Annotated in this window: 31 protein-coding genes; 16 read left to right on the top strand and 15 right to left on the bottom strand. The window is 71.6% G+C overall.

The annotated features are described in order from the left end of the window. Nucleotides 1-10 precede the first annotated feature (10 nt). Nucleotides 11-1,072, bottom strand: coding sequence for an MFS transporter (locus ADL15_RS33045; RefSeq protein ID WP_067699353.1), 1,062 nt, complete (start codon nucleotides 1,070-1,072; stop codon nucleotides 11-13). A gap of 89 nt (nucleotides 1,073-1,161) precedes the next feature. Here ADL15_RS33045 and ADL15_RS33040 point away from each other — a divergent pair, with 89 nt between their 5' ends. Next, nucleotides 1,162-1,707 (top strand): CGNR zinc finger domain-containing protein, encoded by a 546-nt coding sequence (locus tag ADL15_RS33040; protein ID WP_067699351.1) that lies wholly within the window; start codon nucleotides 1,162-1,164, stop codon nucleotides 1,705-1,707. Between the two features lie 105 nt (nucleotides 1,708-1,812). Here ADL15_RS33040 and ADL15_RS33035 read toward each other — a convergent pair whose 3' ends face one another. Beyond that, nucleotides 1,813-2,565, bottom strand: a complete 753-nt coding sequence (locus ADL15_RS33035; RefSeq protein ID WP_067699349.1) for an SDR family oxidoreductase — start codon at nucleotides 2,563-2,565, stop codon at nucleotides 1,813-1,815. A 94-nt stretch (nucleotides 2,566-2,659) separates the two neighbouring features. On the opposite strand from ADL15_RS33035, the gene ADL15_RS33030 reads away from it, so the two are divergent. From ADL15_RS33030 to ADL15_RS33000, 7 genes are all read left to right on the top strand, one after another. Further along, nucleotides 2,660-3,220: a TetR/AcrR family transcriptional regulator gene (locus tag ADL15_RS33030; RefSeq protein ID WP_067699347.1), complete on the top strand. Its 561-nt coding sequence runs from the start codon at nucleotides 2,660-2,662 to the stop codon at nucleotides 3,218-3,220. A 36-nt stretch (nucleotides 3,221-3,256) separates the two neighbouring features. Beyond that, nucleotides 3,257-3,433, top strand: a complete 177-nt coding sequence (locus tag ADL15_RS53380) for a hypothetical protein (RefSeq protein WP_157441743.1) — start codon at nucleotides 3,257-3,259, stop codon at nucleotides 3,431-3,433. 534 nt (nucleotides 3,434-3,967) lie between these two features. Then, nucleotides 3,968-4,576 carry a nucleoside/nucleotide kinase family protein gene (locus ADL15_RS55820; RefSeq protein ID WP_067699343.1) on the top strand — a complete coding sequence of 203 codons (609 nt, stop codon included), beginning with the start codon at nucleotides 3,968-3,970 and terminating at the stop codon, nucleotides 4,574-4,576. A 93-nt stretch (nucleotides 4,577-4,669) separates the two neighbouring features. After that, nucleotides 4,670-5,038: a hypothetical protein gene (locus tag ADL15_RS33015; RefSeq protein ID WP_067699341.1), complete on the top strand. Its 369-nt coding sequence runs from the start codon at nucleotides 4,670-4,672 to the stop codon at nucleotides 5,036-5,038. Between the two features lie 29 nt (nucleotides 5,039-5,067). Then, nucleotides 5,068-5,319, top strand: coding sequence for a hypothetical protein (locus tag ADL15_RS33010; RefSeq protein WP_067699339.1), 252 nt, complete (start codon nucleotides 5,068-5,070; stop codon nucleotides 5,317-5,319). Nucleotides 5,320-5,330: 11 nt separating this feature from the next. Beyond that, nucleotides 5,331-6,893 (top strand): sensor histidine kinase, encoded by a 1,563-nt coding sequence (locus ADL15_RS33005; protein ID WP_067699337.1) that lies wholly within the window; start codon nucleotides 5,331-5,333, stop codon nucleotides 6,891-6,893. Nucleotides 6,894-6,931: 38 nt separating this feature from the next. Next, entirely contained in the window at nucleotides 6,932-7,603 is a 672-nt protein-coding gene (locus tag ADL15_RS33000; protein ID WP_067699335.1) for a response regulator transcription factor, read from the top strand. Between the two features lie 18 nt (nucleotides 7,604-7,621). Here the strand turns inward: ADL15_RS33000 and ADL15_RS32995 are convergent, their stop codons facing one another. Together ADL15_RS32995 and ADL15_RS32990 are read right to left on the bottom strand one after the other, a co-directional pair. Beyond that, the gene (locus ADL15_RS32995) at nucleotides 7,622-8,044 is read right to left on the bottom strand and encodes a hypothetical protein (RefSeq protein ID WP_157441742.1); all 423 of its coding nucleotides are present in this window, start codon (nucleotides 8,042-8,044) and stop codon (nucleotides 7,622-7,624) included. 201 nt (nucleotides 8,045-8,245) lie between these two features. Further along, the gene (locus ADL15_RS32990) at nucleotides 8,246-8,620 is read right to left on the bottom strand and encodes a response regulator (protein ID WP_198171112.1); all 375 of its coding nucleotides are present in this window, start codon (nucleotides 8,618-8,620) and stop codon (nucleotides 8,246-8,248) included. A gap of 147 nt (nucleotides 8,621-8,767) precedes the next feature. Here ADL15_RS32990 and ADL15_RS32985 point away from each other — a divergent pair, with 147 nt between their 5' ends. Both ADL15_RS32985 and ADL15_RS32980 read left to right on the top strand, forming a co-directional pair. Then, a complete protein-coding gene (locus tag ADL15_RS32985) occupies nucleotides 8,768-9,973 on the top strand; it encodes a cytochrome P450 (protein ID WP_067699331.1) in 1,206 nt (401 codons plus the stop codon). Next, the gene (locus ADL15_RS32980; protein WP_394326964.1) at nucleotides 9,970-10,173 is read left to right on the top strand and encodes a ferredoxin; all 204 of its coding nucleotides are present in this window, start codon (nucleotides 9,970-9,972) and stop codon (nucleotides 10,171-10,173) included. The genes ADL15_RS32985 and ADL15_RS32980 overlap by 4 nt, the downstream gene beginning before the upstream one ends. Before the next feature lie 106 nt (nucleotides 10,174-10,279). Here the strand turns inward: ADL15_RS32980 and ADL15_RS32975 are convergent, their stop codons facing one another. From ADL15_RS32975 to ADL15_RS32960, 4 genes are read right to left on the bottom strand one after another with little or no spacing between them, the layout of a single operon-like run. Next, on the bottom strand, nucleotides 10,280-12,949 hold the full coding sequence (locus tag ADL15_RS32975) for a LuxR C-terminal-related transcriptional regulator (RefSeq protein WP_067699329.1): 2,670 nt from the start codon (nucleotides 12,947-12,949) through the stop codon (nucleotides 10,280-10,282). A gap of 15 nt (nucleotides 12,950-12,964) precedes the next feature. Then, complete coding sequence (locus tag ADL15_RS32970; RefSeq protein WP_067699328.1) at nucleotides 12,965-13,414, bottom strand: NUDIX hydrolase; 450 nt, start codon at nucleotides 13,412-13,414, stop codon at nucleotides 12,965-12,967. A gap of 20 nt (nucleotides 13,415-13,434) precedes the next feature. Next, nucleotides 13,435-13,929: a hypothetical protein gene (locus tag ADL15_RS32965; protein ID WP_067699326.1), complete on the bottom strand. Its 495-nt coding sequence runs from the start codon at nucleotides 13,927-13,929 to the stop codon at nucleotides 13,435-13,437. Continuing rightward, nucleotides 13,919-14,452 carry a hypothetical protein gene (locus ADL15_RS32960; RefSeq protein ID WP_232344706.1) on the bottom strand — a complete coding sequence of 178 codons (534 nt, stop codon included), beginning with the start codon at nucleotides 14,450-14,452 and terminating at the stop codon, nucleotides 13,919-13,921. The genes ADL15_RS32965 and ADL15_RS32960 overlap by 11 nt, the downstream gene beginning before the upstream one ends. A gap of 53 nt (nucleotides 14,453-14,505) precedes the next feature. On the opposite strand from ADL15_RS32960, the gene ADL15_RS32955 reads away from it, so the two are divergent. The 3 genes from ADL15_RS32955 to ADL15_RS32950 all read left to right on the top strand — a co-directional run bounded on the left by ADL15_RS32955 (nucleotide 14,506) and on the right by ADL15_RS32950 (nucleotide 16,096). Beyond that, nucleotides 14,506-14,898 (top strand): nuclear transport factor 2 family protein, encoded by a 393-nt coding sequence (locus tag ADL15_RS32955; RefSeq protein WP_067699322.1) that lies wholly within the window; start codon nucleotides 14,506-14,508, stop codon nucleotides 14,896-14,898. 15 nt (nucleotides 14,899-14,913) lie between these two features. Continuing rightward, on the top strand, nucleotides 14,914-15,381 hold the full coding sequence (locus tag ADL15_RS51945; protein ID WP_157441741.1) for an ATP-binding protein: 468 nt from the start codon (nucleotides 14,914-14,916) through the stop codon (nucleotides 15,379-15,381). A 298-nt stretch (nucleotides 15,382-15,679) separates the two neighbouring features. Then, nucleotides 15,680-16,096, top strand: coding sequence for a TFIIB-type zinc ribbon-containing protein (locus ADL15_RS32950; protein ID WP_198171111.1), 417 nt, complete (start codon nucleotides 15,680-15,682; stop codon nucleotides 16,094-16,096). Nucleotides 16,097-16,143: 47 nt separating this feature from the next. On the opposite strand, the gene ADL15_RS56610 is transcribed toward ADL15_RS32950, so the two are convergent. Then, nucleotides 16,144-16,275, bottom strand: coding sequence for a hypothetical protein (locus ADL15_RS56610; protein ID WP_269748404.1), 132 nt, complete (start codon nucleotides 16,273-16,275; stop codon nucleotides 16,144-16,146). A 157-nt stretch (nucleotides 16,276-16,432) separates the two neighbouring features. Between ADL15_RS56610 and ADL15_RS32945 the strand changes: the two genes are divergently transcribed. Further along, nucleotides 16,433-18,460 (top strand): NACHT domain-containing protein, encoded by a 2,028-nt coding sequence (locus ADL15_RS32945; RefSeq protein ID WP_067699320.1) that lies wholly within the window; start codon nucleotides 16,433-16,435, stop codon nucleotides 18,458-18,460. A gap of 31 nt (nucleotides 18,461-18,491) precedes the next feature. Beyond that, entirely contained in the window at nucleotides 18,492-20,531 is a 2,040-nt protein-coding gene (locus ADL15_RS32940) for a HEAT repeat domain-containing protein (protein ID WP_067699318.1), read from the top strand. A 3-nt stretch (nucleotides 20,532-20,534) separates the two neighbouring features. Here ADL15_RS32940 and ADL15_RS32935 read toward each other — a convergent pair whose 3' ends face one another. Together ADL15_RS32935 and ADL15_RS32930 are read right to left on the bottom strand one after the other, a co-directional pair. Then, a complete protein-coding gene (locus ADL15_RS32935; protein ID WP_198171110.1) occupies nucleotides 20,535-20,915 on the bottom strand; it encodes a hypothetical protein in 381 nt (126 codons plus the stop codon). 16 nt (nucleotides 20,916-20,931) lie between these two features. Next, the gene (locus tag ADL15_RS32930; RefSeq protein ID WP_067699314.1) at nucleotides 20,932-21,375 is read right to left on the bottom strand and encodes a hypothetical protein; all 444 of its coding nucleotides are present in this window, start codon (nucleotides 21,373-21,375) and stop codon (nucleotides 20,932-20,934) included. A 443-nt stretch (nucleotides 21,376-21,818) separates the two neighbouring features. Between ADL15_RS32930 and ADL15_RS32925 the strand changes: the two genes are divergently transcribed. Next, nucleotides 21,819-22,862, top strand: a complete 1,044-nt coding sequence (locus ADL15_RS32925; protein WP_067699312.1) for an NAD(P)-dependent alcohol dehydrogenase — start codon at nucleotides 21,819-21,821, stop codon at nucleotides 22,860-22,862. Here the strand turns inward: ADL15_RS32925 and ADL15_RS32920 are convergent. From ADL15_RS32920 to ADL15_RS32905, 4 genes are all read right to left on the bottom strand, one after another. After that, the gene (locus tag ADL15_RS32920; RefSeq protein WP_067699310.1) at nucleotides 22,826-23,728 is read right to left on the bottom strand and encodes a helix-turn-helix transcriptional regulator; all 903 of its coding nucleotides are present in this window, start codon (nucleotides 23,726-23,728) and stop codon (nucleotides 22,826-22,828) included. The genes ADL15_RS32925 and ADL15_RS32920 overlap by 37 nt on opposite strands. Nucleotides 23,729-23,742: 14 nt before the next feature. Further along, entirely contained in the window at nucleotides 23,743-24,501 is a 759-nt protein-coding gene (locus tag ADL15_RS32915; protein WP_083972044.1) for a hypothetical protein, read from the bottom strand. Between the two features lie 125 nt (nucleotides 24,502-24,626). Next, entirely contained in the window at nucleotides 24,627-24,836 is a 210-nt protein-coding gene (locus tag ADL15_RS32910) for a hypothetical protein (RefSeq protein ID WP_067699308.1), read from the bottom strand. A gap of 46 nt (nucleotides 24,837-24,882) precedes the next feature. After that, on the bottom strand, nucleotides 24,883-26,487 hold the full coding sequence (locus tag ADL15_RS32905) for a DHA2 family efflux MFS transporter permease subunit (RefSeq protein ID WP_067699306.1): 1,605 nt from the start codon (nucleotides 26,485-26,487) through the stop codon (nucleotides 24,883-24,885). Nucleotides 26,488-26,523: the final 36 nt, after the last annotated feature.

Below are 26,523 nucleotides of genomic sequence, written 5' to 3'. Positions count from 1 at the left end.
GGACAGAGGCCTACCGCTGGTCGGCGATCGTGAGCGCCGCGCCGGTGACCACCTTGAGGTACGGGACGACCAGGCAGAGGCACACCGCGGCGAAGACGCCGAACGCGACGCGGTAGCCGACCGTCTGGGCCAGGACACCGGCGATCAAGGCGGCCACCGGGGTCAGGCCCCACCCGACCAGGCGGCTCGCGGCGTTGAACCGGCCGAGCAGCCGGTTGACCGGGCCCACGAGCAGGGTGCCGACGACACCGCCGGCGCCCATCGCGGTCATCAGCAGCCCGAACTGGCTCTCGCTGAGCGCGAGCGGGCCCGACACCGCGTACACCGGAATGATGGCAAGCCACGCGCTCCAGCAACCGGCCATGACCGCGATGAGCAACGCCATGGTGCGCAGCAGCGGGGTGCGCCAGAGGAACCGCAGGCCGTCCGTGATCTCGACACCGACGGACCGGCGCTCCTGCCCGGCACCGGGCGCGAACTGGCCGGCCAGCAGCAGGAGCAGCACCGCGCCGAGCACGTAGACCAGGCCGGTGGCGCCGAGCGCGAGCGCGAAGCCCGCGGCGACCAGGAACCCGCCGAGCGGGGCGCCGAGGAAGCCGTTGCAGAGGTACTCCATCGCGGTGACCCGCGCGGTGACGGTCTGCCAGCGGGCCCGCGGCACGGCGGACGGCACGATCGAGGCGGCCGAGGTGAGCGCGATGACCTCGGCGACGCCCAGCCCGAAGGCGACCACGTAGATCAGCGGCAGGCTGGCGGTGCCGGTGAGCACCGTGACCAGCAGGACTGCCATCGCGGCGATCCGGGTGACTTCCGCGCCGATCATCAGGTTGCGCCGGTTCCAGCGGTCGACGAGCACGCCGATGTGCAGCGCGGTGGTCAGCCACGGCAGCGTCATCAGCACGGCCACGGCGGCGACCAGGGCCGGTGAGTCGGTCAGGCGGACGGCCAGCAGCGGCAACGCGATCTTCATGACCGCGTCGGCGAGGTTCGTGAGGATCGTGAACGCGATCAGGATCCACTCGTTGCGGCGCGGTGGCGCCACAACGACGGCCGTCGCGGGTGGTGACGACATCGGCCCTCCAGTACTAACCGGTGACACGCGCTAACCAGTTAGCACGCTTCAGCAGTAATGTGGCGGTGTCAAGCGGCAGGAGGTCGTCGATGAGCGGACCGCATCCGCTTCCGGCCGAGCTCGGCCCGGTGCTCGCGTTCGTCAACTCGATGGACGTCGAGCTCGGGACCGATCAGTGGGCCGAGGGCCCGGCGGCGCTCGCGGCGTGGATGACCGGGGCCGGGCTGCTGGCGGCCGGGGTCACCGTGACGGCGGACGAGTTCGCCCTGGCGGGTCGGCTGCGCGCCGGCCTGCGGGAGATGACCCTGGCCAACAACGGTGTGCCGGCCGATGGTGACGATCTCGCCGTGGTGCTGCGGGCGTTCCCCCTCGTCGTGTCGCCGGGTGCCGGGACGCTCGCCGGCACCCACGACGGGCCGGTGATGGCGGGGCTGGGCACGGTCGTCGCGGGCTACGCCACCGGGCTGCTCACCGGGGCCTGGACCCGGATGCGGCAGTGCCCGGCCGGCGACTGCGCCTGGGTCTTCTGGGACTCGTCGGCCAAGGGCACGCGCCGCTGGTGCACGATGCGGGTCTGCGGCAACCGGGCCAAGGCCCGCGCCTTCGTGGAGCGCCGGCGCGCCGCGGACGCGTGATCACAACCCGGGAGACCGCCGGGAGACCGCCAGGAACAGGACCGCAGAACGTGCGCGGCGGGCTCGTCCCCGAGGGCGGCGGTGAGGCCAACCCGGGCCTGCGGACTAACCTTGCGCGGTCGGGCGGATGGTGATGTCGCCGATCTCGACATCGTCGGGTTGCTCGATCGCGAAAGCGATGGCGCGAGCGACCGCCTCGGGGCTGATGGCGAACTCCGCCATGTTCTTGCGCGTCTGTTCGCGCAGCTGCGGGTCGTCGACGTGATCGGCCAGCTCGGTGCGCACGTAGCCCGGCGAGACCGAGGTCGTCCGCAGCCAGCCGGAGGTCGACTCCTGACGTAGTCCTTCCAGGAGGGTGCGCACGGCGTTCTTCGTCCCGGCGTACACCGCTTGGGTCGGCACGATCTTCAAGCCGGACGTGGAGACCGTGGTGACGAAGTGGCCGCGCTGCTGCCGCTGGAAGACCGGCATGGCGGCAGCGAGCCCGTTGAGCACACCACGGACGTTGATGTCGATCATCGCGTTCCAGGCATCGACGTCCAGGTCGGCGATCGGGCTGAGCCGGGCGATGCCCGCATTGCTCACCAGCACGTCGAGCCGGCCGAACTCGTCGACCGCCTGGGCGACCAGTGCGGTCATGTCGTCCCGCGAGGTGACGTCGACGGGTATCGCGGTGGCCCGGCCGCCGTGATCGCGGATCTCGGCGGCCAGCTTCTCCAGCCGGTCGAGGCGTCGGGCGCCGAGCACCACGGCGGCACCGCGGCCGGCGATGTCGCGGGCGGTCGCCTCTCCGATGCCGCTGCTGGCGCCGGTGATGACCACCACGCGGGCGGGCCATACGTCCAGGATCGAAGTCATCGCGTATTCTCCTCGAGAAGGAAGCGGACAGATGTCCGCTTGCGTCTCCACTCTAGCGGACACGTGTCCGCTTATGCCAGTGAAGGAGGGCCCGATGACGCCGCTGCGCGCCGACGCGGCAGAGAACCGGGCCCGGATCCTGCAGGTCGCGAAGGAAGTGGTCAGCCGCGCCGCCACCGTGGAGGAGATCCGGCTGAACGAGATCGCGAAAGCGGCCGGCGTCGGCCAGGGAACGCTGTACCGGCACTTCCCGACGCGTGACGCCCTGCTGCTGGAGGTCTACCGGCGCGACGTCGACGAGATGTGCGACGCCGCCGAGGTGCTCGTACGCGACCTGCCGGCCGCCGAGGCGCTGGAGAGATGGCTGGAACGGGTTGAGGAGTACGCGTGGGTGAAACGCGGAGTGTTCGCCTCGGTCGAGGCCGCGATGCGCACCGATGTGAGCGAGCACAGCCACCGCCGGATCAACGAGGCGGTCGGCCTGCTCCTGGCCGCGGGCCGGGCGGCCAGGACAGTGCGTGACGACGTCGACGCGCGCGACATCGTCCTGCTCATCGGCTACCTGTCCCGGGTGACCCCGGAGGAACAGCACACCCGGGCACCCCGGCTACGCGCCATCGTGCTGGACGGGTTGCGCCCCCACCTCCCGGGCTGAGTGCCGTTCGGCGAGTCCGCAGCATCAGGTTGTCAGGTGCTGCTGCGCCTGCGGCCAGTGCCGATCGGCATCCCGGCCGCGTTCGGCACGGCACTCGCGGGCGCCCTGCTGACCCAGCTGGCCTGGCGGTTGACGGCCGGTCGCCGCAGCCGCAGCACGGCCGGTCGCGCGCATCGTGGTGCCCCCGCCGACTCGCACCCGGCCGGCACGTAGGCGTACCAGAAATGTGGTTGCCGGTGTCGCGGCGGCGCGCGAGGCTGCGACGGTGCCCGATCTCCTTCCCGTGCTCTGGTTGTGCGGCCCCGCCGGCGTGGGGAAGTCCACCGCCGCCTGGGAGTTGTTCGCCGGGATGCCCGGTGCCGGGCACGTCGACATCGACCAGATCGGCATGTGCTACCCGGAGATCCCGGCCGACCCCGGCCGCACCGTGCTGGAGGCGCGCATCCTGGGCCGCGTCGTGGCCAACTTCCGCGCCGCCGGCGCCAGCTGCCTGATCGTTTCCGGATACATCGACTCCCGCCGCGGCATCCACACCGAACACCTGCCGCATGCGGCGCTCACCGTGCTGCGGCTGCGCTGCGACCAGCCGGAGCTGCGCCGCCGCCTGGAGTTGCGGGCCAACCCGGCCGAGGATCGGGAAGCGGCGCTGCGTGAGGCCATCGTGCTCGACCGCACCGGCCTGCCGTACCCGTGCCTGGACACCACCGCGCGCACCCCCGCCGACGTCCTCGACATCGTCCGCGACCGATGGGGAGGCATGCCGGGCGGCCGGCGGGTCCCTGGCCGGGAACGGTCTCCGCGCCCGGCGAGATCCTCTGGATCTGCGGCCCGGCGGCCGTCGGCAAGTCGACGGTCGGCTGGGAGATCGCCCAGCTGTCCCGGCAGGCCGGCCACACGACCGGTTTCGTGGATCTGCAGCAGATCGGCTTCCTGCACGCCGGGCCGGACCGTCACCGGCTCCAGGCCGCGAATCTCGCCGCGGTGTGGATCAACTTCCATGGGTACGGGGCACAGCGCCTGGTCGTGGTCGGCACCGTGGACCAGCCGAGCCAGGTCCGGCGCTACACCGAGGCGCTCGCCCCGGCCGAGGTCACGCTCTGCCGGCTGCACGCGAGCCCGGAACGGCTGGGCGACCGCATCCGGCGACGGGGGAGGGGCGAGGGCCCGCCGATCGCCGGTGACGTGTTGCGGGGCCAGCCCGAACTCGTCCTCACAAAGGCCCACGCAGCGGCGGTGACCGAGGCGGAGGCGCTGGAGGGAGCCGGCCTCGGCGACATGCGAGTCGACACGGACGACCACTCCGCCGCCGAACTCGCCCGCCTGATCGGCTGGCCACCGGTATCACTTTCGTCGTAGTGGACGGCCGCCGGGATCCGACGAAGCACTGACGACCCGGCTGCCGTTTCCGGCGAAGCTTCTGGTCATCCCCACCACGTCGGAGGAATGGCCATGCGGAAAGTCGTCATCGTTCTCGCCATCGTGATCGCTGTCCTGTGCGGCGGCATCGGATTGACCGGCTATCGGGCCTGGACGACGGGCAAGGACCTGCTCGATGCCGGGATCACGAAACGGCAGTTCGACGCGCAGAAAGCCGGCGCCCCGGAACCGGCGGTACGGGCAGCGCTGCCCGACCCGATCGACCCGATGCCCGACGAGGACGTCTACGGCGAGGACCCGGGCCGGGCCGGGATGCCGGACGGGGCCTCGTGTGTCTATTACACGCTCAAGCCCATCGAGGCGAGTGGGCCGGACCTGTGGCGGTTCTGTTTCGCGGGCGGTCTCCTCGTACAGAAAAAGGCGTTGACCCTCCCCGAATGACACGGCAAGCCAACGAAAGGAAACCTGCGGTGAGCGTCAACATCGACGGGGTCGAGCGGAACCTTTCCCGGGCCGAGCGCTTCCTGCGCGCCGCCGGGCTGATCGCCACGGGACTGCTCATCGACATCCTGCTGACCGAGCGGCGCTATTGGCTCGCGTTCTTCCTGGGCCTGACGGCGATCTATGCCGGGTACGCGCTCGTCAAGGACGTGCGCACCCAGCTCCGCCGGCGGCACGGACGACCGTCATGGCTATCCTCGTCGGGCCGACGATCGAGGTGAGGGTGACACGGATGACCGTGCGATGGCCGGCCCGCTGGCGCGAAGTGATCGGCCGGGCCGGGGCGTGGCGGCTGACCTACGAGATCTGCCTGACGGTGCTGGTGACCGTCGTGGTCACGGTCACGGCGGTCGCTGCCGACCGGTTCCCGCCGGCGCCGTGGCTCGTCGGGCTGTCCACACCGGTCATCATGGTGCTGCGGCTGACGTACCCGCTGGTCGCCTACGTCGCCGCGGCCCTCGTCGGCCTGGCCACCGGTGGGCAGCACGACGTGTTGCTGGTGGTGCTGAGCGCGTCGCTGGCCTATCGCGTCGCCCGGTGGTGGCAGGTGGCGGCGGCCCTGCTCGCGGCGTGGCTCTGCTACCTGGGCGCCGTGCTCGGCGAGCAGTCGCTCGACCTGGCGTGGGGTGTGGTGTTCACCGGCTGGTTCGCCGTGCTGGCGGTGCTCCCGGCCGGTGTGGCCCGGCTGGTGCGCCGGCGGCGGGTCCTGCTGGGAGCCATGCACCGGCGCAACCTGCAGCTGCACCGGGAGCAGGCCGAGGTCGCCCGGCAGGCGCAGGCCCGGGAGCGGACCCGGATCGCCCGGGACCTGCACGACTCGCTGGGGCACAAACTGACCCTGATCTCGCTGTACGCCGGGATGCTGCGCCCGGCCGGTGACGACGAGCGTTCGGAGACCGCCGAGCTGGTCCGGCAGACGGCGTCCGGGGCGATGACCGAGCTGCGGCAGATCCTCGGCCTGCTCGGGCAGGACGACACGCAGTCCTCGGTACGACCGCTGACCGGCCTCGACGAGGTGGCCGGGCAGGCCCGTGCGACCGGGGCGCAGGTGAGCGTGGAGCGCGACGGCGAGCCCCGGCCACTGGCGGCGCTCACCGAACACGCGGCGTACCGGGTGATCCAGGAGGGTCTGACCAACGCGCTGCGGCACGCACAGGGCGGCCGGATCGTGCTGCTGCTGCGCTACGACGAGGACGCCCTGGTCGCCGGGGTGACGAACACCGCCGGGCACCGGACGACACATCCCACCTCCGGGCAGGGGTTGCTGGGGCTGGCCGAACGGGTCCGGGTCGCCGGCGGGATGCTCTACACCGGGGCGACCCCGGACGGCGGGTTCCGGCTGGCGGCCACGCTGCCCTACCTCAGCGAGAACCCGGCACCACCGGTCGCGGACCAGCGCCGGCTGCCGGACGTCGCGGCCGGCGCCGACTTCGCGACGGTGATGGACCGCGACCGCCGCCGATCCCGGTTCGCCCTCGTCGCCACCACGCTGTCCATCGCCGGTTCCCTGGTGCTGTGCGCGGCCGGTGTCTGGGTCACCACGACGTTCGTCGAAGTCGACCGGAAGGTCTACGACGCCGCCCGCGTCGGGCAGCCGGAACGCGAGGTCCGCGCGCTGCTGCCGGACCCGGACGCCGGGGTCACCGACGCGGACGGCGGCCGGTCGGTGCCCGGCGCCACCTGCGTCGACTATCAGGCGTCGCTGCTCGACCAGCTCGCCACCGACACCGGCAACCTGTACTACCGGTTCTGCTTCCGCGACGGCGTTCTCGTCGACAAACAGAGCTTCGACTGACCTGCCCCGATGAACCGACGACAGCGGAAGACGACACCATGAGCGAGACCCTGCGGGTCGTGCTGGCCGACGACGAGGCACTGATCCGGACCGCGATCGAGGCGGTGCTGCGCCCGGCCACCGACATCGCACTGATCGCGCAGGCCGCCGACGGCCGGGCCGCAGTGGACCTGGTCCTGCGGCACCGGCCGGACGTGGCGTTGCTCGACATCCAGATGCCGGTCATGGACGGCCTCGCCGCCCTCCAGGAGATCCGCCGGCTGACACCCGCGGTACGGGTCCTGGTGCTGACGACCTTCGGCGAGGACGCGTACGTCGCCCGGGCCCTCGACGCCGGCGCGGCAGGTTTCCTGCTCAAGGAATCAGCCGGCGACGAACTCGCGTACGCGGTCCGCGCCGCCGCGGCCGGCAACGCCTACCTGTCGCCGAAAGTCACCCGGCAGGTTCTCGACCGGCTCCCCGTGGCGACCGCGCGACCGGAGGAGGATCTGGCCAAGGTCGGACTGCTCAGCGACCGGGAGACCGAGGTCCTGGTGCTGCTGGCGCAGGGCCTGTCCAACGCCGAGATCGGCCGGCAGCTGTTCGTCTCCGAAGGCACCGTCAAGACCCACCTGTACCGGGTGTTCGCCAAACTCCAATGCGACAACCGGGTCCAGGCCGCCATGCTCGCCCAGCGCGCCGGGTTGCTGGACGACCCCCGGCGGGGATGACGCGGGTGGGAAGGCCGGTCAGTCCAGGGCCAGCATCCACTCCAGGCCCTCGCGAGTGGCGGCGATGCCCGGCTCGCGGGACTGCGCGGTGAACACCAGCACCCGGCCCTTCTGGCGCGGCAGCAGGTAGTGCGCCTGCCACCACGGGTCGCCCTCGTGCTGGTAGGTCACCTCGATCACCTGCACGCCGTCACCCATCGTGCGGCGGTCGGTCACTGTCTGGCCGACGCCGATCAGCACGTCCGGGCCGGGCGCCACGTCGACGATCCCGGGCGCGGACTGCGGGTCCGCCGGGTCGACGAGCGCCGTCGCCGGGCCGTCCTCCCGCCAGTTCGTCACCAGCACGGCATGCGGCGCCGCGTCCGACCGCGCGAACGTGTACTGCCCGTACGGCACCAGCACCACGCCATAACCGGCGAGGCGGGCCAAGACGTGTCCCATGGACGCGCACTGTAATCAGCCCCGCGGCAGAAGCTGTGATCGGGCTGTGGCGGGGGCGGGTGGACGCTATGTATAACGCTGTTCACAACGCTGGTAAGAAGCCGGTAAGAAAAGGCAGACAAACCGTTTTTCGTACGATTGATTCGGCAATACTGGGCCGGAATGGCGCGGGCGGGATGCTCGGGTAATGACCAGGAAGGCTCATTGGTTCATGCGGTCGAAAGTGATTTCCAGTGCGGTTCTGGCGACAGTTCTCGTGGTCGTGGGCGGCTGTGACAGCGGCGGTAACGAGGCGTCCAGGCCGGCGACCCGGTCCGGCGTCTCCACCCGCGCGGTGAGCATCAGCACCGGCGTACGGTCGCCGGCCGCGCGCAGGCTGCGGCACACCGCGAGACCGTCGAGGCCGGGCATCATCACGTCGAAGAGCAGCACGTCGAACGACTCCCGCCGGGCACAGGCCAGCGCCTGCGCCCCGTCGGCGACGGTGGTCACGGCATAACGCTCCAGCTCCAGGGCGCGGGCCAGGGACTCCCTGATCGCACGGTCGTCGTCGGCAATGAGAACACGAGGCGGCACCCGGCAATGATCCCTCCGCCGGGCCGGGCGGACCACGCCGTTAAATCAAGCGCTTGACTTAACGGGTCGAGCGGGCGTTGACTGGGTCGGAACGGCACCAATCCGCTCGAAGGCCTCAGCGCGGCTGTATCGAGGAGGTTCCGCCCAGTGACCAGCGATACCGTTCCCGCTTTCCCGATGGCCCGGGCGGCCGGCTGCCCGTTCGATCCGCCCCCGGAGCTGCACCGGCTCCAGGACGAGGCCCCGCTGACCCGGGTCCGGCTGTGGGACGGGTCCACGCCCTGGCTGGTCACTCGCTATGCCGAGCAGCGCAGTCTGCTGGCCGACCCGCGGCTCAGCGCCGACGTCACCCGGCCCGGGTATCCGTTCCCCGCACCGGGCCGGCCCACCGGCACGCAGAAGCTGGGCTTCATCCTGATGGACGACCCGGAGCACGCCCGGCTGCGCCGCATGGTGACCGCTCCGTTCGCGATCAAGCGGGTGGAGGCGCTGCGGCCGGCCGTGCAGAAGATCGTCGACGATCTGATCGACGACCTGGTGGCTGGGCCGAAGCCGGTCGACCTGGTCGAGGCGTTCGCCCTGCCGGTGCCGTCGCTGGTGATCTGCGCGCTGCTCGGCGTCCCGTACGCGGATCATGACCTGTTCCAGGGCCACAGCCGCAACCTGATCAGCCGCAGTGTCCCCGCCGAGCAGCGCGGTGCGTCGTTCCGGGCCCTGCACGACTACCTGGACCGGCTGCTCGCGCAGAAGACCGCCGACCCCGGCGACGACCTGCTGTCACAACTGGTCACCCGGGTGCAGGCCGGTGAGCTGGAGCGCTCCGACGCCGCCGGGATCGGCGTGCTGCTGCTGGTCGCCGGGCACGAGACCACCGCCAACATGATCGCGCTCGGCACCCTGGCCCTGCTCGAACACCCCGATCAGCTGGCCCTGCTGCGCGACGGCGACGACCCGAAACTCGTGGCCGGCGCCGTCGAGGAGTTGCTGCGCTACCTGAACATCACCCACACCGGCCGGCGCCGGGTGGCCCTCGACGACATCGAGATCGCCGGTGTCACCATCCGCGCCGGCGACGGGCTGATCCTGGCCAACGACATCGGCAACCGCGACCCCGGCACGTTCACCGACCCGGGAACGCTGGACCTGACCCGCGACGCCCGCCGGCACGTCGCGTTCGGGTTCGGCGTGCACCAGTGCCTCGGCCAGCCGCTGGCCCGCCTGGAACTGCAGGTCGTCTACAGCACGCTCTACCGCCGCATCCCGACCCTGCGCCGGGCGGCCGCGCTGGCGGACATCCCGTTCAAGCACGACGGGGCGGTCTACGGCGTCTACGAACTCCCGGTGACCTGGTGAGCGGCGTGCGGGTCATCCTGGATCAGGACAAGTGCGTCGGGTCCGGGCAGTGCGTCATGACCGCACCCGAGGTCTTCGACCAACGGGACGAGGACGGGATCGCTGTCCTGCTCACGGCCGCTCCCGATGCCGGTCAGACCGATGTGGTACGCGAAGCAGCCGCCCTCTGCCCGGCCCTGGCGATCACAGTCCAGGAGTAGCGACGACTGGGGTGCGTCGGTCGCCCTCCGACCGTGGCGGGCGTGACGAACCGTGACCCACGCGCGCCCCGCCTGGCCAGCCGGCCTCAGCCGTCCGACCACCGGGTCAGGTGGGGGCCAAAGCGTCGCGGAGGGCGGCTCGGGACGTGATGCCCAGCTTGGGGAAGATGCGGTAGAGGTGGGCGCCTACCGTGCGGGGCGAGAGGAACAGCTGGGCGCCGATCTGTTTGTTGCTCAGGCCGGTCGCGGCCAGCTCGGCGATGTGCCGTTCCTGCGCGGTGAGCGTGGTCAGCCGGTCGGTGCCGGTGCCGCCGTGCGGGGTGCCGGCCCGCAGTTCGTGCCGGGTGCGCTGGGCCCACGGCGCCGCGCCCAGCTGTTCGAACGCGGTCAGGGCGTCGGTCAGCGCCAGCTTGGCCTCGGTGGGGCGGCGCTGGCGGCGGTGCCATGCGCCCTCGGCCAGGCGGATCCGGGCCCGTTCGAACGGGAAGTCCGCGCCGGCCGGGAGGTTCACCGCGGCGGCGTACGCCGCCGATGAGGGCGAGACCATGGCCGCGGCGCCGGCGGTCAGCAGGGCGAGGCGGGGGGAGAGGTCCGCGAGATTCTTCCGTACGGCAGCCTGCGCATGAGCGGCCGCCAACTCGTCGCGGCCGGTGTGCAGCGCCGCCTCGACCAGGTCGAGCAGGGTCCGTGGCGCGAGCTGGGCATACGGCGGGAACGTCCCCGGCGTGGTGATCCCGATCGCGTACGTCCAGGCGGTCTCGTAGTCGCCGGTGCTCAACGCGGCCTGCAACCCGATCTCCTCGGCGAAGCGGAGCAGCGAACCCACCCGCCGGGGCCGGGCCCACGCGTCCACCACGGCCTGCAGCTCGTACGCGGTGCGGGTGTCGCCCCGCTGGGCGGCGAGCAGGCCGAGGAACACCCGGAACTGCTGGCCGAACAGGTCGTACCCATGCTGCCGGGTCATCGCGAGCCCCTGCTCGCCGACACGGACCGCATCGTCCCACCGCCCGGCGGCCAGGTGGTCGAGCATCACCAACTGCATGATCATCATCAGTGAGCTGGCCGCGCCGGTGTCCCGTTCCCGCTCGGCGGCCCGGGCCAGGTACGGCCGGAAGTCGGCCAAGGTGTCCACGTAGAACGCCGCCACCCCGAGCCGCATCAGGTCCCACGGCTCGGCGCTCCCGGCCGCCACCGCCTCGCGCAGGCGCGCGCCCAGCCCGGCGCCGCGCCGCACCACGTCGCTCCACGCGTCCCGGTAGAGCAGGCTCTCGGCCGGCAGCCGCTCCTCGACCAGCGCCACCACCTCGTCGGTGACCGCCCAGACGGCCGGGTCGGCGGCGAACTGGCTCAGCGCCAGCATCAGGTTGACCAGCCGCAGCAGCATCGTCTGGTCGAGGTTGGTGTGCTGGGCGCGGATCACCCGGGCGACCGTGCCGTGCATGCCCACGTCACCGTGCCGGTAGAGCGCCACGTACGCCGCGGTCAGCACCGCGTCCGGCGACGACACCCGGCCGTCCGCGGCGTCGGCCGCCGCGACCAGGATCTCGGCGCGTTCCAGCTGGCCGGACTGTCCGGCCACGTACGCGGCGTCGGCCAGCAACCGGGCCTGCTCGCGTGGCCGCGGGCTCAGCTCGGCGGCCCGGGTCAGCCACTGCACCGCCGTGACCGCCCCGCCCCGGCGCACCGCCGACCGGGCGGCCCGCTCCAGGGCCGCGGCCACCTCCGGATCCGGGTCGACGGTCGCCGCGGCCAGGTGCACGGCACGTCGTTCCAGGTCGGCGGCGTGCAGCCCGGCCAGGGTGGTGTGCGCGGCGCGCCGTTCGTTGGGCGAGGCGGCCTGCACCACCGCCGAGGCGATCAGCGGATGCCGGAACACCGGCCGCCCGGCCTCCAGCAGTCCGGCCCGGCGCGCGGCGACCACCTCGCGCGGGACGTACTGCGCGCCGTGCGCGTGGGTGCGTCCGGCCCCGTCCAACGCCATCAGCAGCAGGTCGGCGCGTTCGGCCACCGGCAGCGCCGCGATCCGCCCCGCGAAGATCCGCTCCAGCCGGCGTGGCAGCGGCAGCGGCCCGGGGTCGCCCGCGTCCCGGCCGGTCAGCCCGGCCGGCAACTCGACCAGGGCCAGCGGGTTGCCGCTCGAGTAGGTCAGGGTCAGGTGCCGGGTCTCCGGGCTCAGGCCGGGGAACCGCTCGTCGAGCAGCGTCGCCGACGCCTCCGGGGAGAGCGGCGGCACGGCGAGTTCGGTCAGCCCGGCGTCGTCGAACCCGGACGGCTCGTCGTCGCGGACTGCCACCACGAACCGGATCGGCAGGTCACCGAGCCGCCGGGCGACGAACGCGCACACCTGCGTGCTGGGCACGTCGAACCACTGCCCGTCGTCCACCACCACCAGCAGCGGCGTGACCGCGCCGGCCACCGCGAACAGGTCCAGGACCGCGACGCCGACGGCCATCACCGAGGTCGCGCGCTCCGGCACCCCGCCGAGAACGGAGGTCAGGACCCTCCGATGTCCCGGGTCCATGCCGTCGGCCGCGGCGAGGAGGGCGTGCAGGAGCTGGTGCAGTCCCGCGTACGAAATCGATGTCTCGGCCTGGACCCCGGCGGCCCGCAGCGGACGGAATCCGGCGACCCGGGCGTCGGTGGTGAGCACGTCGAGCAGGGCGCTCTTGCCGGATCCGGCGGCGCCGCGCAGCAGCAGGGGAGTCGCGGCCGGGGCGGTGAGCACGGCGGCGAGGGCGGCCCGTTCGGTGGCCCGCCCGACCAAAGGGTGATCCATGCCGCTGACTCCCGTTCAGTCGTCCCAGCCGCTCAGCACGAACGGCGTGGTGTCGAGCATCGCCCGCACGCACGCCGCGGAGTAAGGGTAGGTGTCCGGCGGCAACCGGCCGGCGGGGAACCAGGCGATCTTGGCGCACTTGTGCGGTTCGGCGTTGAGCGGCTCGCCGTGCGCGCCGGAGTCGAAGGTCGCGGCGAACGCGAGACCGATGCGGGCGTGCTCGGCGCTGCTGCGATGGTGGATCGTGGCGGCGAGACGCAGCTGGGCGGGCGCGAGGGTGATGCCGATTTCTTCGTACGCCTCGCGAATGACCCCGGTGACCGCGTCCTCGCCGAACTCGAGCTTGCCGGAGGGCAGGTTCCACTGCCCGTCGGCGTACCCGGTGCCGTCGCGCAGCGCGAGCAGGATCTGATCGTCGCGGCGGAGCAGCAGCAGGACGTCGACGGGGTGCCGGGGGGAGACCATGGATACCGACGGTAGCGGCCTTATGACACGAGCGGTGGGGTCAAGACGGTGACCTGGCCGGTTTCCGGGGAGTAGCCGAGCAGCGGGTGCTGGGCCGGATTACCGCCCTCGTGGCTCATCAGCACCGGCTTGCCGAGGTGCCCGCCGACGGCGCGCAGGAAGGCACAGAACTCGTCGAGCCGCTCCTGGCCCTGGATCTCCCGCAGATCCACGTCGAAGTCGATCTCCTCGGCGGACCAGAACCTGAAGATCATCAGCATGCCGGCGGCCGGCCAGACCCGCAGATCCGGGCACTCCTCATCAGGGTCTCGGACGAGAGCCGTCGCGGCGGCGGGCAGCGGCACGACCGTGTCACCCTCGGAATACTCGAAGCGCCATCCGCTCGCGACGACGAGATCGAGGAGCGCCTGCCAGTCCCGCGCGGTGGTTCCCGGAACGCAGAGATCGGGCAGAGACCCCATGGAGTACGGGTCGAAAAGCTCCTGGACGTCGTCCCATCCCAGTTCAGGAGCCATGGCTGCTGCCCGCCGGGCGTCGTGAGCCACCGTAGAGGTGGACACGGTGGTCGATGTTGTGGTCCGGCATGCGGGACGTGAAAGCGTCCGGCGCCACCGGGCCGTTGGCGATGTGGACCAGCCAGTCCTCGTAGTACCAGCTCGGGTTGCACGGGCAGGTGGTGTGGGTGAACCGGAAGTTCGCCCGGTAGCGGCCGATCTGCCCGGGCAGCAGGGTGAAGAGGCGGGCCGGGCCGCTCTGCTGCGGGTAGGCGACGTATCCCGGCAACCGGTCGACGGCCAGCGCCGCGCCCTTCGGGGACAGCAGCAGGTCGAGGTCACGGGCGTCATCGCCGCCGGTCACCTCGTCCCGTGGCACGTATCGAGCCGTTTCGTCCGCGAGCACGTCGTGGATCGCCACAGCGCCGGGCGGCATCGACAAGGGGAGGGGTGCCGGGCGGCACAGGCCGCGGCGGGCGTTCGCCCCGGGCGCTCCGCGGGACTCCGCGGTCCACCGCACCCGCACCCGCTGAACAGTGATCACGGCTCAGCCTGGCCGGGTAGGGCCCCGGCACGCCAGCCATTTACGCTGGCGAGATGATCGACTTTCGTACCGCAGTGGAAGCGCGCGACCCCGACGCCATCGCGGCGACCCTGGCCGACACCGTGGTCTTCCGCAGCCCGGTGGCGTTCAAGCCCTACCCGGGCAAGGCGATCACCGCGGCGATCCTGCGCGGCGTGCTCCGGGTGTTCGAGGATTTCCGGTACGTCCGCGAGCTGACCGGCGACGGCGACCGCGACCACGCCCTGGTGTTCGAGGCGCGGATCGGCGACGTCGCGGTCGAGGGCTGCGACTTCGTGCACCTGGACGAGAACGGCCTGATCGACGAGTTCACCGTGATGGTGCGCCCGATGTCGGCGGCGCAGGCGCTGTCCGCCGCGATGGCCGCCGAGTTCGAGCAGATCCAGCGCGAAGCCACCCTCGGCTGACGATACGGTGGCCGGATGGCGCGACTCGTTCATCTGAACGGCCCGCCGGGGATCGGCAAGTCCACCCTGTCGGCGCGCTACGCCGACCGGCATCCCGGCACCACCTGGTCGGCGGGATGGCAGGACGACACGATCGACACGTGGCCGCCGGTGTGGTCCCTGGTCCGGGCGATGGCGGCGACCCACCTGGACGGCGGGCACGATGTCGTTCTGCCCAGTACCTCGCCGGGGCCGACGAGATCGCCGGGTTCGAGGAACTCGCGCGCCGCACGGGGCGGGCTTTCGAGAAGTCGTCCTGCTCGACGACCGGCAGCGGCGATCGAGCGGTTCAACAGTCGCGCCCGGGACAGCGACGACCCGTGGATCTGCCACCACCGTCGGCTCATCGAGGCGGGCGGCGGGAATGGGGTGCTCGCAGCCATGTACGACAGCCTGATCGAGGTCGTGAGGCGGCGTCCGGGGGGCGGTGCAGGAGACCTATGAACTCCTGACCGACGCCTTACGCGAGCCGGTCTCTCTGCGACCAGGTTGAGCATGACCGCGGCGTAGGCCGCCTCGAGGTCCGCGGGATCGATCACGCGCTGCCGTTCGCGGGCCTGGTACAACCGCAGTCTGATCACCGGGAGTGTGCACGAGGGCGAAGGGCGGATCAGTTGCTGGATGCGGCGGATACCGAACGGGGCCAGGGCTTGGCGCTGGCGTGCCTGCGGTGAGGGAGGACAAGCACTACCGGTACGTGGGTCCGGAGGAGCTTCGTGGGCTCGTGAGTGCGGGCGTCGCCGTGGACACGGCCACCGTGCTGCGGGAATGGCTCGCGGGCCGAGACCGCGCGGAACCCTTCACCTTCGTCGTCGCGCTCGATGGCCGGCTCCGGCTCGCGCCGAGGCGTAGTGAGCACGTCGCCCTCGCCGGTGGGCGTGACGTGCTCGCCGCCGGGGAGATGGGGTTCGGCGCCGGCTGGCGGGTGACCGAGGTGACCAACCAGTCGACCGGGTACTGCCCCGCCCCGGACTGCTGGGATGCGGTGGCCGGGGCGCTCGACCGGCTCGGCATATCTCATCCGGGTGGCTTCGCCGACACGATCGTGTTCCGGCGCTGCCCGGCGTGCGGAGAGCGCAACATCGTGCGCGACGGGGATTTCACCTGTGCGCTCTGCGGCGGCGCGCTGCCGGAGCAGTGGAACTTCGCCACGGGCTGATCAACCCGGTGGCCCGGTGCACGCCACCACTCCGAACCAGGCCCTGCTCACCCGGTGGCGCGCCACCAGTGCTCGTCGTCGGTCAGCTCCGTGGTGCCGTTCTGGATGCCGCACACCCGGCAGAGCGAGTACCCGGCGAAGGCCACGTACTCCGTGCCCGAGCGCAGGTAGGTGACCACCGCGCCACGGTCCTCGGCCGCACGGTGGGGCTGAGGAAATCGCGGACGTCCGTGACGCCGCCCGGCGCGTGAAGACTCTTCACATTATTCGACAGGCATCGATTAATCATCCGTACGGGCAATACCGTTCCGTCCCCGTCGAATGCAACATGTCCGGGTGCCACATCGGTCCCGAACGCCCCGCCTGTGGTTCGCCGTCTCCCTGACCGTCCTGGTGCTGACTGCGGTTACCCTCGCCTGGTTCCTGCAGCGGCAGGGACTCGACCGCGCCGACTGGTGGGCCAGCGTCGTCTTCGGCGGGGTCGGCGCGGCCGCGATCTCCATCGGGGCGCTCTCCTGGCTGTGGCGGCTGGGCGGCGCACGAGCCGAATCTGCCGCCGCCGGCGTCACCGTCGCGCTGTCCTGGCTGGCCGACGCTCAACGGGAGCAGTGGCAGGCGGAGCAGAACGCCCGGCGGGTTCGTGACCCGTGGCCGCTGAACGTACGGTGGTTGTCCAGCGCCCGGGCGCAGGCCGTGATGGCGAGCTGGGCGTCGGTGCACGGCGCGCAAGGCGCCGGCCCGGCCGAGCTGGCCGGGGCGTACGCCGAGATCGGTGACCTGTTCACCACCGCGGACGGCCCGAAACGCTTGGTGGTGCTCGGCGAACCTGGCGCGGGCAAGTCGATGCTGGTGCTGAACCTGGCGGTGCAGATGCTGGCGCGGCGTGCCCCTCAGGAGCCGGTGCCGGTGGTGCTCTCGGCGGCCGGTTGGAATCCCGTACTAGGACTCGACGACTGGGTCGCCGACCAGGTCACGATGATCGATCGCCGGCTGGCCCGGCAGGTGCCCGGCCCCGGCGGCGCGCCGCGGACGCTCGCCCGTGACCTGGTCGCCCGGGGGCTGATCCTGCCGATCCTGGACGGCCTCGACGAGATGGCCGACGGCATGCAGCAGGCGGCGATCCGGGGGATCTCGCTCGTGGCTGGCGCCGGTCAGGGCTTGGTGATCACCTGCCGTACCCGTCCCTACGAGGCTGCGGTAGCGGTCTCCGGCCCGGTACCCGCCGCGGCGGTGGTGGAGATCCAGCCGGTCTCGGCCCGCGACGCCGCGCGGCACCTGGCCGACAGCGCGGCGCTGACCGACCGGCGATGGCAGCCCGTGGTGGAGCACCTGGCCGGGGTGCCGGACCCTCCACTGGCGCAGGCGCTGTCCACCCCGCTGATGATCTGGCTGGCCCGTACCGTCTACCAGAATCCCGGCCACAACCCGGGGGAGTTGCTCAGCGCGGATTGGGCCGCCACCCGCGGCGGTGTCGAGCAGCACCTTCTGGAGCATCTGGTTCCCGCCGCCTACACCACCGCCCTGGGCGGGCGCCCGGTCCGCACCGCCGACGAGGTGGCACGGGCCCGCCGCTGGCTCGGCACGATCGCCGCGCACCTGCGGGAGCAGCGGACGTACGACCTGGCCTGGTGGCACTTCAATGAGTTGAAACCGGTGCCCACCGTCCAGATCGCCTCGATCACTTTCGCCGTGATCGTCGCTCTCATGACCACGTGTACATCGATGATGAACGGGGTGCGAGCCTTCGACATCGCCGGGTCGGCGCCGTTGTGGTTGTCGCCGTGGTACTTCGGAACTCTCCTCGGCCTTGCCGCTGCCTACGCCCGCCTACTGTTCACCGACCGCTCGGCGCCCCGGCAGCTCACCCTCGCCGGTGCGGGCAGGATGTTCCTGACGGTCGGCCTGCCCTTGGCCGCCGTTTGCGCGCTGATCGGACAACCGCGCTTCGGTCTTGGCATGATGTTGTCGGCCGGCGCCGTCAGCGCCCTGATGGCCGGGTCGACGGTAGCGGCCGCGGCCGCCATGCCCGCCCGCTCGCTGCACGTCGACCGGATCACCGCGCTGACGGCGGGTGGCGCAGCAGGCCTGGCCACGGCGTTCCTGTGCACGGTGGGGCTGGAGGGCAGCGGTGCCGACGTGTGGGTGCCGGTCGCTGTGATCGCCGCGACGGCGGCGATCAGCTTCAGCTGCTGGGGACAGTTCTGCCTGGCCCGGGTGGTGTCGGCGCTCGGCAGTGGCATGCCGCTGCGGATGATGAGTGCGCTGGACGAAGCGCACGCCCGAGGCGTGCTGCGCCGCGCCGGCGGCGTCTACCAGTTCCGCCACAACCTGCTGCAGGACCATCTCGCCACGCACCGCCGCTGAAATGTCGGGGGGTCCCGGCATAGTGCCGGGCATGTTCAGCGGACTTGACGACGTCGACTGGGCGTCGATGGACCATGCCTATGGCTCGGCCGACGAGATTCCTGCGCTTCTGGAAGCTCTGCGTTCCCCGGTGCCCGAGGAGCGGGGCAAAGCCCTGGACGATTTCTACAACAAGGTTCACCACCAGGGCAGCGTCTACCCGAGCACCACAGCGAGCCTGCCGTTCCTTCTCGAGCTGGCCCGTGATCCGGCCACACCGGACCGTGACCGGGTCGTGGGGCTGCTGGTCAGCATCGGTGAGGAGTCGGTGGAGCGCGGCGACGAGGAATACTTCGACGCGGACTTCGTGGGTGCAAGGGCGGTCCTGTGCGCGCACGCCGAGACGTTCATCGAGTTCGCCGGGGATGCCGCGTGCGGGGTGCGTCAGGCCGCCATCCCCGCCTTGGGCCTGCTCGTCGACGACGCCGACCGGGCGCTCACCCTGCTCCGTGACCGGGCGGCGCTGACGTTCTGCCTGCCGGAACGCCTTCTGGTGGCCCAGACGACGGCCACCCTGGCGCTCCGGCTGCCGGTGATCGAACCAGCCGTGACGGCATGGCTCGCCGGCCCGGCCGTGGACCCGGCCGGTGAACCGGAGTACCGGCTCGCCGCCCTGATCCACCAGGCCCGGTGTGCCCCCGGTGCGATCGGCGACGAACTCGTCCCGGCGTTGATCGGGCTCCTGCGCGAGATCGCCGCCGCCGCACCGCCGGAGCAGCCATGGCCGGAGCCGCCGCCGGTCGCGCCGCCGGCCGACGGTGTGCCACCGTTCGTCGCCGCGGCCTTCGAGGATCTGGTTCGCGTCAATCGCCGTTACTCCCTGACCGCAGATCTTTTGCGTACGGTGCACCACCTGCTGGGCGCGCGAGTGCCGCAGCGTACTGATCTGTTGGTCGAGCAGTTGAGCAGCCCGGAACCTGGCGTTCGACTGGACGCGATCCGGATGACCAGTGACCTCGTCGAGGGCTGGCGTGGTGATCACAGCACCCTGGTCCGGCTCGTCGCCGCCCAGCTCGGCGCGAGCAACCCGGAAGTCGCGGCCGAGGCGGCCACGTTTCTGGAGAAGAACCATGCGATTGCCGAACCGGCCCGGGAAACCCTGGCCGCTGTGCTCGCCGGCCACGGACCGGACGGGTGGTCGGCCCCGCGGCTGCATCTGCGCCGGGTGCACCAGAAAGCGGCCATGGCGTTGGCCCGGATCGGGGACGCCCGGGCGCTTCCCAGCCTGTACGTGGCGCTGGACAGCAACGTCGACGCCTGGAGCGCCATCCAAGTGGCGGGGTCGCTGCCGCAGCCGGCTGATGGGCTGATGTCCCGCCTGTGCGACCGGTTGCGCCGATCCGGCCTCGCCGAGGGCGGGCCGTCGGGTGAGGTGCGCGTCATCCTGTCCGCTCTGGGGGAACTCGGCGCGGTGTCCGCACTGCCGTTGATCACCCAGATGCTCGCCGGAGCCACCGGGCGGCAGAACTGGGAAGTGGTGCAGTCCGCGTTGGCGGTGTTGCGCTCGTTCGGGCCGGCAGCGGCACCGGCGCTCCCCGAGATCAGGTCGGCGCTCGACGCCGACGACACGTGGACCCGGTCCGCGGCGGTCAGCACCCTCTGGGCGGTCGGTGGTGACCGCGACGAGGTCCTGCCGCACGCCCTCGCGCTGTTGGAGACGTATGCGTCCTGGGAGGCGGCGGACGTGCTCGGCCAGATCGGTCCGCCGGCAGCGGTGGCGTTGCCCCGTCTGCGGAACCTGGTGGCGGACGAGTACGAGTGGACCAGGGTGCACGCCGCCGCTGCGATCCAAGACATCGCCGGGGAACCGGAAGCCGCCATGGTGCTGGATACCCTGCTGGCGGCCTGGCGAGAGAACCCCGCGACAGGCAACGTCGTCGCGTCCTGTCTGAAACGGATGGGTACGTCCGCCGCGCCGGCATTCCCACAGGTCCGCGCCGAGTTGGACAGGCCCGAACGCGGCGGCCGGTTCGGCAGCATCGGCAACGACGCGGAGCTGCTCAGCGATCTCGCCGTGGTGCTGCCGAGCTAGTCACTAGTCGGCGTCCATGGTGCCGTCGGGGAGCTGTGTTGTGATGGCCGCCATCAACTCGCGTTCCTGGGAGCCGTCCGGGTCGACGCCGGGGGTCATCCCGTCGCCGATGTCGGCCCAGTCCGCCAGAGCGAGTACCGCATATCGCCAGTCGGTGGCCGGCAGCTCGGCGCTGGTCAGCCGGTCGTGCGGAAGCTGCCTCGTCTCGGTCTCGTAGGCGCTAGCAGCGGCCGCCTTCCGGACCCGGTTGGCGACCGGCACGATGTTCTCGGGATCGCCGTCCTCCACTGCGGTCGAGATCTCGTTGTCCATCACGCCCATCAGTGACAACCAATCCTCGACAGGCAGTGTCACGGAAAGTCGGCTCGACTCGGCAGCTGGCATGGGTGGACCGTACCGATCATGGGTGCCGTTCCGGCCCGGACCCCCTGCTTCCTGTGCGGCTTCGCCACCAGTGCTCGTCGACTGTGAGTTCGCGGGTTTCGAGCATGGCCCGTTCGATCGCGAAGGGGTCGACGGGGTGGGCGGGGCCCCGGCGGGCGACGGCCAAGACCTCGTCCGGCAATCGGAGGTCGTGAGCTTTCACGTAGTGGGTCAGGCCGGAGGGCCAGACGAAGTGCTCGCCGTCGGTCAGCTCCGTGGTGCCGTTCAGGATGCCGCACACCCGGCAGACCGAGTAGCCGGCGAAGGCCAGGTACACCGTGCCTGAATGCAGGTAGGTGACCACCGCGTCACGATCCTCGGCCGGCATGGCGGGGCTGAGGAAGTCGCGGGCATCCGGCCAGACCTCCGGCTCCGAAGGGCCGGCCCAGTAGCCGATCAGGCGCAGCGTTTTCTGACTCATCGTGGTCGTCCGTTCACGGGGCACAGGCTAATCGCCTCGACTCCCGCCGCCCCGTGGGGCGCCACAGGGCCCCGGCTGGGCCTCAGGGGTGCCTCCGCAGCGCGGAGGCACCCCTGAGAGCCAGCCAAAATCCGGAAGCGCGGCCGGGCCCGGAGTCCCACGGTCTGGCGCGAGACCACCAGTGAGCGTGGCTCGTAGCCTACGGACGGGCGCCCGGTATTCGTACCAAATAGGGTTGAACCGGGCGGTGAAAGCGGATCGGGAGCGGGGGACTGCCGGGCCGACGCTGACCGGAAGCGGACAGCGGTCCGGGGGTGAGGGATGCACTGGCAGTACACCTATCGGAAGGGGCTCCCTGGGGCGGGCCGGATGCGGTTTGCTGATCGCGGGGCCGGGCACTGAACTGGCTTCGGATCGAAAAACCCTCGGGAAGGACCAGGACCATTCTCACCGTCAATGCCATCGCCGCGCCGTCCGCCACCGGAGCCCTCGTTCGCACCAAGATCGAGCGCCGGGACGTCGGGCCGCGCGACGTGCTGATCGAGATTCGTTATGCCGGGATCTGCCACTCGGACATTCACACGGTTCGTGGTGAGTGGGGCGAGGTGCCCTACCCGCTGACCGTCGGGCACGAGATCGTCGGGCAGGTCACCGAGGTCGGCGCCGAGGTCACCAAGCACGCCGTCGGTGACCGGGTCGGTGTCGGCTGCATGGTCAACTCGTGCCGGGAGTGCGACAACTGCAAGGCCGGGCTGGAGAACTACTGCCTGAACGGCAACACCGGCACCTACGCGGCCAAGGACCGGGACGGCACGATCACCCAGGGCGGGTATGCGACGCACGTCGTGGTCGACGAGGACTTCGTGCTGCGGGTGCCGGAGAACATCCCGGTCGAGGCGGCCGCGCCGCTGCTGTGCGCGGGCATCACGCTCTATTCGCCGCTGGCGCGCTGGAACGCCGGGCCGGGCAAGAAGGTCGCGATCGTCGGTATGGGCGGTCTCGGTCACATGGGCGTCAAGATCGCGGCGGCCATGGGCGCCGAGGTCACCGTGCTGTCGCAGACGCTCAGCAAGCAGGAGGACGGGCTCCGGTTCGGCGCGCAGCACTACTACGCGACCAGTGACCCGGCGACGTTCGAGCAGCTCGCCAACAGCTTCGACCTGATCGTCAACACGGTCAGCGCGGAGCTCGACATCAACGCCTACCTGAGCCTGCTGCGGCTGGACGGCACGCTGGTCAACGTGGGCGCCCCGCCGCAGCCGCTGCCGATCCAGGTGTTCACGCTGTTCGGCAACCGGCGCTCGTTCGCCGGCTCCAGCATCGGCGGCATCGCCGAGACCCAGGAGATGCTGGACTTCTGCGCCGAACGCGGGATCGCCCCGGAGATCGAGGTGATCGACGCCGACGCGGTGAACGACGCCTACGAGCGGGTGCTGAAGTCGGACGTGCGCTACCGGTTCGTCATCGACGTCGACTCGCTGCGCTGATCCGCTGCCCGGCCGTCGTCGGTCATCGCCGCCCAGGACGCCAGCAGGGTGAGCGCGTGCGCCGACGGCGAGCCGGGCTCGGCCGCGTAGATCTTCAGGGCGACGTCCGGATCGGCCCGAAGATCCATGCTTTCGTACGACAGGACGAGCTCACCCACCACGTGATGCCGGAACGTCTTGATCCCGGTCCCGTGGATCCGGACGTTGTGCGCGGCCCACCGGTGCCGGAACTCGTCACTGAGCGTGGACAACTCGCCGACCAGGTCGTGCAGGCCCTTGTCGTGCGGGTCCTTGCCGGCTGACGTGCGCAGGTCGGCGACGGTCATGTCGGCGGCCGCGTCCCAGTCGGTGTGGAAGCGCCGGGCGGCGCCGTCCAGGAACGTGAACCGGCCGAAGTTCGGCTGCCGGGCCGGGTCGGCGAACATGTCGGCGTACATGGCCCGGCCGAGCAGGTTCGCGGCGACCACGTCCATCCGGTTGTTGACCACGATCGCCGGGCTGGTGATCGCGTCCAGGGTCCACTGCAGGCTGGGCCGCACCGTCCACGGCCGGTGCCGCCGGTTCGGCCGCAGCAGGGCGCCGCTGCCGTTCGCCTCCTGGGCCAGGCGCAGCAGGTGGGCGCGTTCCGCGTCGTCGAGCCGCAGCGCCCGGGCGATCGCCTCGAGCACCCCGGCCGACACCCCGGCGAGCGAGCCGCGCTCGAGCTTGGCGTAGTACTCGACACTCACCCCGGCCAGCGCGGCGACCTCGCTGCGGCGCAGCCCGGCGACCCGTCGGGTGCCGGTCACCGGCAGGCCGGCCTGCTGCGGGGTGATCTTCGCGCGGCGGGTGATGAGGAAGTCGCGTACCTCGGCTCGGTGCTCCATGCACCCAGTACACCTCAGGCCGGTTGGAGATCCCGGGCCGGGCGGGGCGCGGGCGGCAGGTAGCGGCGCAGCGGAGCGGCTGCCGACGCGGCGACGCTCGTCTCGTGGCGCAGGCTGTCCCGGGCCGCGACGGCGAGCCGCACGTCGTGCCGGGCGGTCCGCTCGGTCGTCGCCACCCGCCGGTACCGCCGCTGCCGATGGTCGGCGACCGCGCGGAGCAGCACGAGTTCCTGCTCGACCGGGTGCAGCCGCGGGTCCCAGCCGCCGCGTGCGGCGAGGGCGTCGGCGAGCGCGGTGGACGGCAGGTCACCGCGCTGCACGGCGGCACGCACCGCGCGGTGCAGGAAGCGTTCGCGGTCCACGTACTCGGTGGGGGTCCGCGCGGCCCACGGCGGACCGAACGCGGCGGCGGCGCGCGCCCGGGTGACCTGCTGCTCGGCGTCCTGCCAGTCCTGCCACGCGCCGTCGGCGTGCTCCGCGGCCTGCCGCCAGAGGTCCTGCCAGCGCTGCGCGGCGTCGTCCGCCTGGACCGCGGCGACCTGCATCTCGTCGGCGAAACGGGTCGCCTCGACGGCCTGGCGCCGGGCCCGGTCGCGCTCCGCCCGGTACCGGCGCAGTGCGCCCAGGCTCGCCATCAGGGCGGCGCCGGGGTCGCGGATCGCCTCCGGGCTCGACAGCAGTGCGAGCGCGGGCAGCGCCGCCAGCATCAGCACCATCCAGATCACCATCGGGGTCGTCGGGTCGGCCATCAGCGCCTGCGACAGGAAATTCACCGTCAACAATCCTTAATCACGATTTTTCAGACAAAAACCATTTTTTGGGTACGACGGGAAGCCGTCGTGGCGTGCTCAGCCGAGGGGTGTCTCCGGCACGCGGGGGAGGCGGGCTCGCGCCGCTGTCAGGCGAGCGGGGCCGGGGGCGCGCGTGAGGCGCCGACGGCCGCGATGAACTGCTCCGTCAGCAGGGGTGTTCGGCCGGCCGGGGCGGGCTCGGCGGCCGGCACGGTGACCACAAGGGAGTCACCGGCGTGCGGCGGCAGCGAGCCGAACAGGTCCAGCAGGAACGACAGGGAGCGGCGCAGCAGATCGCGCGCCGCATCCCTGGTCATAAGCCTAAATTACCCAGCGACGTCCGTCATATCCACCCGACGCGCGCTACCGGTCGAGATGGGACACCAGTTCCGGTTCGGCGGGCACCTCCGCGGTGCGGCCGTCCGGGATCAGCAGCGTCGCCAGCACCCCGAGCGCCAGCAGCCCCGCCGCCAGGTACGACCCGAACGCGATCCCGTCGGCCATCGCGTCCCGGGCGGCCTGGGCCACCACCGCGGTGGCCGGGTCCGCGGCCAGCGGGGCGATCGCCGCGCCGGCGCTGTCGGTGACCGCCGCCGCGTACCGCTCGATCTGGCCGGCGGGCAGCCCGCCGCCGGTCAGCGCGCTCGTCACGTGGCGGCTCAGGGTGGCGAAGAAGACCGTGGTCAGCACCGCGATGCCGAGCGCCGAACCGAGCTGCCGGAACGTGGACTGGATGCCGGAGCCCTGGCCCGCGTCCGCGTCCGGCACGTCGGCGAGCACCACGTTGGTGACCTGCGCGGTGGCGAAGCCGACACCGATGCCGTAGAGGAACAGCGCGATCGCGATCGACCACCAGGGTGCCGCGGTGGTGGCCGCGACCACGCCGAGACCGGCCAGCGCGACCGCCTCCAGGGCCAGGCCGATCCGGACCAGGGCGAGCGGGGAGAGCGTCCCGGCCAGCCCGAAGCTCAGCCCGCTGGCCAGGAAGCTGCCCACGGCCAGCGGCAGCAGCGCGACCCCGGCCTGCAGGGCGGTGTAGTCCAGGGTGAACTGCAGCCAGAGCGGGAGCACCGCGATGATGCCGAACTCGCCCAGCCCGATGATCACCGTGGCGATGTTGCCGTTGCGGAACGACGGGATCCGGAACAGCCGGGTGTTCATCAGCGGGTCACCGGTCCGGCTCAGCCGCAGCTGACGCCACCCGAACAGGGCGAGCAGCAGCACGGCGGCGACCAGCGCCACGAACGCGGGGGAGAGCCCGCCGTCCCAGGTCCGGCCGAACAGACCGAACGGCCGGACGCTTGTCACCCAGCCGTACGTGCGGCCCTCGACCAGTCCGAACGCCAGCGCGGCCAGCCCGAGAACGGACAGCACCGACCCGGGCACGTCGACCCGCCCGGCGGTTTTCGGCGACGGCGTGATGAACACCAGGGTGAGCACCAGGATCACCACGACCAGCGGGACGTTGATGCCGAACGCCCAGCGCCAGGTGGCGTGCTCGGAGAGCCAGCCGCCGAGCACCGGGCCGACCGCGGTGGCCGCGCCGATCGTCGAGCCCCACACCGCGAACGCCTGACCGCGGGCCTTGCCGGTGAACGTCTGGTTGAGCAGCGACAGCGACGTGGGCAGCAGCATGGCACCGGCCGCGCCCTGCAGGAAGCGCGCCAGGATCAGCACCTCGCCGCTCGGGGCCAGGCCGGCCAGCAGGCTGGTGACGCCGAACAGCACGGTGCCGATCACGAAGATCCGGCGGGCACCGGCCAGATCGGCGATCCGGCCGAAGAGCAGCAGCAGCGCGGCGAACAGGATCGCGTAGGACTCCTGGATCCACTGCGCCTGCGAGGAGTTGATGCCCAGGTCGTCGATGACCGGGGGCGTGATCACGTTAACGATGGTGGTGTCGACCACGATCATCGAGACGCCGAGGGCGATCCCGATCAGGCCCCACCATTTCCGAGCAGCCGTCATGGCCGTCCCTTCAAGTAGTAACACCGTGAAACTATC

It is taken from the genome of Actinoplanes awajinensis subsp. mycoplanecinus (assembly GCF_001509495.1).
Classification (GTDB): Bacteria; Actinomycetota; Actinomycetes; order Mycobacteriales; family Micromonosporaceae; genus Actinoplanes; species Actinoplanes palleronii.
This window is presented reverse-complemented; position numbering and strand designations above follow the sequence as displayed.

Coding starts and splice junctions, on each gene's coding strand:
- ADL15_RS33045 (WP_067699353.1), bottom strand. CDS start 1,072: ATGTCGTCACCACCCGCGACGGCCGTCGTTGTGGCGCCACCGCGCCGC.
- ADL15_RS33040 (WP_067699351.1), top strand. CDS start 1,162: ATGAGCGGACCGCATCCGCTTCCGGCCGAGCTCGGCCCGGTGCTCGCG.
- ADL15_RS33035 (WP_067699349.1), bottom strand. CDS start 2,565: ATGACTTCGATCCTGGACGTATGGCCCGCCCGCGTGGTGGTCATCACC.
- ADL15_RS33030 (WP_067699347.1), top strand. CDS start 2,660: ATGACGCCGCTGCGCGCCGACGCGGCAGAGAACCGGGCCCGGATCCTG.
- ADL15_RS55820 (WP_067699343.1), top strand. CDS start 3,968: ATGGGGAGGCATGCCGGGCGGCCGGCGGGTCCCTGGCCGGGAACGGTC.
- ADL15_RS33015 (WP_067699341.1), top strand. CDS start 4,670: ATGCGGAAAGTCGTCATCGTTCTCGCCATCGTGATCGCTGTCCTGTGC.
- ADL15_RS33005 (WP_067699337.1), top strand. CDS start 5,331: ATGACCGTGCGATGGCCGGCCCGCTGGCGCGAAGTGATCGGCCGGGCC.
- ADL15_RS33000 (WP_067699335.1), top strand. CDS start 6,932: ATGAGCGAGACCCTGCGGGTCGTGCTGGCCGACGACGAGGCACTGATC.
- ADL15_RS32995 (WP_157441742.1), bottom strand. CDS start 8,044: ATGGGACACGTCTTGGCCCGCCTCGCCGGTTATGGCGTGGTGCTGGTG.
- ADL15_RS32975 (WP_067699329.1), bottom strand. CDS start 12,949: ATGGATCACCCTTTGGTCGGGCGGGCCACCGAACGGGCCGCCCTCGCC.
- ADL15_RS32970 (WP_067699328.1), bottom strand. CDS start 13,414: ATGGTCTCCCCCCGGCACCCCGTCGACGTCCTGCTGCTGCTCCGCCGC.
- ADL15_RS32965 (WP_067699326.1), bottom strand. CDS start 13,929: ATGGCTCCTGAACTGGGATGGGACGACGTCCAGGAGCTTTTCGACCCG.
- ADL15_RS32955 (WP_067699322.1), top strand. CDS start 14,506: ATGATCGACTTTCGTACCGCAGTGGAAGCGCGCGACCCCGACGCCATC.
- ADL15_RS51945 (WP_157441741.1), top strand. CDS start 14,914: ATGGCGCGACTCGTTCATCTGAACGGCCCGCCGGGGATCGGCAAGTCC.
- ADL15_RS32940 (WP_067699318.1), top strand. CDS start 18,492: ATGTTCAGCGGACTTGACGACGTCGACTGGGCGTCGATGGACCATGCC.
- ADL15_RS32935 (WP_198171110.1), bottom strand. CDS start 20,915: ATGCCAGCTGCCGAGTCGAGCCGACTTTCCGTGACACTGCCTGTCGAG.
- ADL15_RS32930 (WP_067699314.1), bottom strand. CDS start 21,375: ATGAGTCAGAAAACGCTGCGCCTGATCGGCTACTGGGCCGGCCCTTCG.
- ADL15_RS32920 (WP_067699310.1), bottom strand. CDS start 23,728: ATGGAGCACCGAGCCGAGGTACGCGACTTCCTCATCACCCGCCGCGCG.
- ADL15_RS32910 (WP_067699308.1), bottom strand. CDS start 24,836: ATGACCAGGGATGCGGCGCGCGATCTGCTGCGCCGCTCCCTGTCGTTC.
- ADL15_RS32905 (WP_067699306.1), bottom strand. CDS start 26,487: ATGACGGCTGCTCGGAAATGGTGGGGCCTGATCGGGATCGCCCTCGGC.